6 protein-coding genes are annotated in these 5,189 nt (G+C 64.2%); 5 read left to right on the forward strand and 1 reads right to left on the reverse strand.

The features are described from left to right. The first annotated feature begins 43 nt into the window (after positions 1–43). Positions 44–493 (forward strand): CopD family protein, encoded by a 450-nt coding sequence (locus tag ACTHJF_RS10225; protein WP_440267023.1) that lies wholly within the window; start codon positions 44–46, stop codon positions 491–493. A gap of 16 nt (positions 494–509) precedes the next feature. Here ACTHJF_RS10225 and ACTHJF_RS10230 read toward each other — a convergent pair whose 3' ends face one another. Further along, complete coding sequence (locus ACTHJF_RS10230) at positions 510–1,517, reverse strand: NAD-dependent epimerase (RefSeq protein ID WP_440267021.1); 1,008 nt, start codon at positions 1,515–1,517, stop codon at positions 510–512. Positions 1,518–1,777: 260 nt separating this feature from the next. On the opposite strand from ACTHJF_RS10230, the gene thrS reads away from it, so the two are divergent. From thrS to rplT, 4 genes are all read left to right on the forward strand, one after another. Next, the gene (gene thrS, locus ACTHJF_RS10235; protein ID WP_440267022.1) at positions 1,778–3,679 is read left to right on the forward strand and encodes a threonine--tRNA ligase; all 1,902 of its coding nucleotides are present in this window, start codon (positions 1,778–1,780) and stop codon (positions 3,677–3,679) included. A gap of 45 nt (positions 3,680–3,724) precedes the next feature. Beyond that, positions 3,725–4,252 carry a translation initiation factor IF-3 gene (gene infC / locus ACTHJF_RS10240; RefSeq protein ID WP_343214903.1) on the forward strand — a complete coding sequence of 176 codons (528 nt, stop codon included), beginning with the start codon at positions 3,725–3,727 and terminating at the stop codon, positions 4,250–4,252. 289 nt (positions 4,253–4,541) lie between these two features. Continuing rightward, on the forward strand, positions 4,542–4,739 hold the full coding sequence (rpmI, locus tag ACTHJF_RS10245) for a 50S ribosomal protein L35 (RefSeq protein ID WP_038615747.1): 198 nt from the start codon (positions 4,542–4,544) through the stop codon (positions 4,737–4,739). 15 nt (positions 4,740–4,754) lie between these two features. Continuing rightward, entirely contained in the window at positions 4,755–5,114 is a 360-nt protein-coding gene (rplT, locus tag ACTHJF_RS10250) for a 50S ribosomal protein L20 (RefSeq protein ID WP_017463630.1), read from the forward strand. Positions 5,115–5,189 lie beyond the last annotated feature (75 nt).

The following is a 5,189-nucleotide window of genomic DNA, read 5'->3' on the forward strand; positions in this document are numbered from 1 at the left end:
CGTTTTTGTTTGCCCGTTTCAGACGTATCCCGGAGTCGATGCGATGACCTACCTGTGGATCAAGTCCCTGCACCTGCTGTTCGTGATCGCCTGGATGGCGACCGTGTTCTATCTGCCGCGGATCCTGGTGAACCTGGCCGAGGCCGGTGACGATGCGGCGGTGCGGGCGCGACTGCACCTGATGGGGCGTCGCCTGTACAAGTTCGGCCACAACATGTTCGGCATCGCGTTCGTGTTCGGGCTGGCGCTCTGGCAGGGTTGGCGGGTGTTCCCGCAGCAGCTGCCCAACGTGGCGCCGGGCATGCACTGGATCGACGCCAAGCTGACCCTGGTGGCGGTGCTGCTGGCCTACTTCATCTGGTCCGGCCGGCTGCTCAAGCGCAGCGAGAAGGGCGGCTCGCTGCCGTCGTCGAGTGCGCTTCGCTGGTTCAACGAGCCGCCGGTGCTGCTGCTGCTGGCGGTGATCTACCTGGTGATCGCCAAGCCGTTCTAGGCGCTCCTACAGGCGGTCAGTGGGAGGTGTACTCGCGGTACCACGCCACGAACCTCGCCACGCCATCTTCGATGGACGTGCTCGGTGCATAGCCGACATCACGGCGCAGTGCGGAAACATCGGCCCAGGTGTCGGGCACGTCGCCCGGCTGCATCGGCAGCAAGCGCTTTTCCACCGTGCGGCCCAGCGCCTGCTCCATTAGTTCGATGAAGCGCAGCAGCTGCACCGGTTGGTCGTTGCCGATGTTGTAGACGCGGTAGGGTGCGTTGGAGGTGCCGGGGTTGGGACGCTGCGCGTCATACGCCGGATCCGGCTGCGCCGGATGATCGAGCGTGCGGATCACGCCTTCGACGATGTCGTCGATGTAGGTGAAATCGCGGCTGTGATTGCCGAAATTGAACACGTCGATCGGCTCGCCGCGGCTGATCCTGTCGGCAAACAGCATTGGCGACATGTCCGGCCGGCCCCAGGGGCCATAAACGGTGAAGAAGCGCAGGCCGGTGGTCGGCAGGTCATAGAGATGGCTGTAGGTATGCGCCATCAGCTCGTTGGCCTTCTTGGTCGCCGCGTACAGGCTGACCGGATGATCGACGGCGTCTTCTACCGCGAACGGCAGCTTGCGGTTGGCGCCGTAGACCGAGCTGGAGGAGGCGTACACCAGGTGCTGCACGCCGCCGTGGCGGCAGGCTTCCAGGATATGGCCGAAGCCGACCAGGTTGCTCTGGATGTACGCCTGCGGGTTCTGCAGCGAGTAGCGCACACCGGCCTGGGCCGCCAGGTTCACCACCCGCTCGGGGCGGAAGCGGGCAAACGCCTCGTTCACCGCGGCAGCGTCGGCCAGGTCGGCGCGCTGGTGGGTGTAGCCGAGGTGGTCGGCGAAGCGGGCCAGCCGCGCCTCTTTCAGGGCTGGGTCGTAGTAGTCGTTGTGGTTGTCCAGGCCCCAGATTTCGTCGCCCCGGGCGAGCAGGCGTTGCGCCAGGGCGGCGCCGACGAAGCCGGCCGTGCCGGTGACAAGAATGCGCATACCGCAAGGTTCCTGTTGTGGTCGGCGCATTCTACCGCCCGCGGTCGGGCAGGCCTTGCGCGCTGGCGATGGCGGGTGCTTTCCGGGTTAGACTAGCGGTCCGGATTTCCGTTTTTCTTTTCAGGCAAGGTGGCCCGCGCCAGGCGCCGGTCGAGCGTGCGACATGTCCACTACCAACGCATCCTGCTGACACCCTGCGCACTTTAGTCTTCGACGAAAAGGGCCGCGTGCCCTTTTCTGCTTTTTAGCGAGAGCTTCCCATGATCGAGATCACCCTTCCCGATGGCAGCAAGCGGCCGTTCGAGCACCCCGTGACCGTGCAGGACGTGGCCGCCTCCATCGGCGCCGGTCTGGCCAAGGCCACCCTGGCCGGCAAGGTCGACGACAAGCTGGTGGATGCCGGCTACACCATCGACCGCGACGCCAGCCTGCAGATCGTCACCGACAAGAGCCCGGAGGCGCTGGAGATCCTGCGCCACTCCACCGCACACCTGATGGGCCAGGCCGTACAGCGCCTGTTCCCCGGCGCGCAGGTGACGATCGGCCCGGTGATCGAGAACGGCTTCTACTACGACTTCGCCTATGAGCGGCCCTTTACGCCGGAGGACCTGCCGAAGATCGAGGCGGAGATGCACAAGATCGTCGACGAGCAATTGGCGGTGACGCGCAGCGTAAAGTCGCGCGACGAGGCGATTGCGTTCTTCCGCGGCCTGGGCGAGGAGTACAAGGCGCAGATCATCGAATCGATCCCCTCCAACGAGGAGCTGTCGCTGTACTCGCAAGGCGAGTTCACCGACCTGTGTCGCGGCCCGCATGTGCCCAACACCGGCAAGCTGCGCGCGTTCAAGCTGATGAAAGTGGCCGGCGCCTATTGGCGCGGCGATTCCGACAACGCGATGCTCAGCCGCATCTACGGCACCGCCTGGCTCAACGACAAGGATCTCAAGGCCTACCTGCACCAGCTGGAGGAGGCCGAGAAGCGCGACCATCGCAAGATCGGCAAGGCGCTGGACCTGTTCCACCAGCAGGAAGAGGGCCCGGGCATGGTGTTCTGGCACCCCAAGGGCTGGGCGATCTGGCAGCAGGTGGAGCAGTACATGCGCGGCGTGTACCGCACGTCTGGCTACCAGGAAGTACGCTGCCCGCAGGTGCTGGACGTGTCGCTGTGGAAGAAGTCCGGCCACTGGGACAACTACGCCGAGAACATGTTCTTCACCGAGTCGGAGAAGCACACCTACGCGCTGAAGCCGATGAACTGTCCGGGCCACGTGCAGATCTTCAACCATTCGCTGCACAGCTATCGCGACCTGCCGATCCGCTACGGCGAGTTCGGCGGCTGCCATCGCAACGAGCCGTCCGGTGCGCTGCACGGCATCATGCGCGTGCGCGCGTTCACCCAGGACGACGGCCACATCTTCTGCACGCCCGAGCAGATCGAACCGGAAGTGACCGCTTTCCACCAGCAGGCGATGAAGGTCTATACCGACTTCGGGTTCGACAACATCGCGCTGAAGATCGCCCTGCGCCCCGAGAAACGGATCGGCTCGGACGCGGTGTGGGACAAGGCCGAAGACGCCCTGCGCGCCGCGCTGCGTGCCGCCGGGGTCGAGTGGGAGGAGCTGCCGGGCGAGGGCGCCTTCTACGGTCCGAAGATCGAGTACCACATGAAGGATTCGATCGGCCGCGCCTGGCAGGTCGGCACCATGCAGGTAGATTTCATGATGCCCGAGCGCCTGGGCGCCGAGTACGTCGACGAGCACAGCCAGCGCCGGCACCCGGTCATGCTGCACCGGGCCATCGTCGGCTCGATGGAGCGCTTCATCGGCATCCTGATCGAGCATCACGCCGGCCTGCTGCCGACCTGGCTGGCGCCGGTCCAGGCGACGGTGTTCTCGATCACCGACGCCCAGGCCGATTATGTCCGCGAGGTCACGCAAGCCCTTGTCGACAAAGGTTTCCGGGTCGAGGCCGATTTGCGCAACGAAAAGGTCGGCTATAAAATCCGCGAACACACCTTGCAGAAGGTGCCGTACTTGCTTGTCGTGGGTGATCGCGAAAAGGAAGCCGGCGCCGTTTCTGTGCGTACCCGTTCGGGCGAGGATCTGGGCAGCATGCCGCTGGCCGCCTTCGTCGAACACTTGCAGGCCGAGATGGGGCGCTGAGGCGCCCATCCCGGTCCACTGACACTTCTTCTGGAGGATAGTGGTATCGCTACCACCGACACTAAGGGCAACCGCCGCAACCTTGAAATCCGCGTTCCGCGGGTTCGCGTCATCGGTCCGGATTCCGAGCAGATGGGCATCCTCACGCGTGACGAGGCGCTGCGTGCTGCCGAGGAATTCGGCCTCGACCTGGTCGAGATCCAGCCCAACGGCGACCCCCCGGTCTGCCGCATCATGGATTACGGCAAGTTCAAGTTCGAGGCCCAGAAGAAGGCTTCGGCCGCCAAGAAGAAGCAGAAGCAGGTCGAGATCAAGGAAGTGAAGTTCCGCCCGGTCACCGACGTGGGCGACTACCAGATCAAGCTGCGCAACATGCTTCGCTTCCTGGAAGAGGGTGACAAGGTCAAGGTCACCATCCGCTTCCGCGGCCGCGAAATGTCGCACCAGGATCTGGGCCAGAACCTGGCCAAGAAGATCCAGGAAGACGTCGGCGAGAATGGCCAGGTCGAGTCCTTCCCGCGGTTGGAAGGCCGGCAGATGGTCATGATGATCGGACCGAAGAAGAAGCAGTAAACGTCGGGCGCAGTCGACAGCGCGCCTAGGCGGCGCCAGAACGGCCGGGTTCGCCCCGGCCGTTTTCGTGCCTGCGACGGCCCCGGAGCCGGCTGGGAATACACACATGCAATGTCATGGGCGCGGCTGTCGCGCCTATGGCAAACCTCGTTCGGGACCCGTATAATCGCCGGTTCGACCCACACGGACGGGTCGTGAACCGATGTCGGCAGGACGGAAAGCGTGTCCGCTAGGGCGCCGCCGAATCAGTCAGAAACCGGGTCGCAGGACCCACTCATGGAGCATTCCCATGCCCAAGATCAAGACCAACCGGGCGGCGGCGAAGCGTTTTCGCAAGACCGCATCCGGCAAGTTCAAGGCAGGCCACGCGTTCAAGTCGCACATCCTGACCAAGAAGTCGACCAAGCGTAAGCGCGGTCTCCGTGCCACCAACCACGTCAAGGCGTGCGACACCAAGGGTGTAGCTCGCATGTTGCCGTACCTCTAAGGCAGGAGACCTACCATGGCTCGTGTAAAGCGTGGCGTCACCGCCCGTCGTCGTCACAAGAAAATCATTGGCCGCGCCAAGGGTTACTACAACGCCCGTCGCAAGGTCTTCCGCGTTGCCAACCAGGCCGTCATCAAGGCCGGTCAGTACGCCTATATCGGCCGCAAGCAGCGCAAGCGTCAGTTCCGCGCGCTGTGGATCGTGCGTATCAACGCCGCGGCCCGTCAGTTCGGCCTGTCCTACAGCCGCCTGATCAATGGCCTGGCCAAGGCCGGCATCACGGTCGACCGCAAGGTGCTGGCCGACATCGCCGTCCACGACATCAAGGCGTTTGGCGCGATCGCGGAAAAGGCGAAGGCCAGTCTGGCTGCTTGATCGTCGAGGCGCTCGCGCGCCGACGATATGATGTAAAGCAAGCGGGGAGGAGGCCAACGCCTCCTCCCCGTTTTT

The organism is Dyella sp., from assembly GCF_051962475.1.
In the GTDB taxonomy this organism is placed as follows: domain Bacteria; phylum Pseudomonadota; class Gammaproteobacteria; order Xanthomonadales; family Rhodanobacteraceae; genus Dyella_A.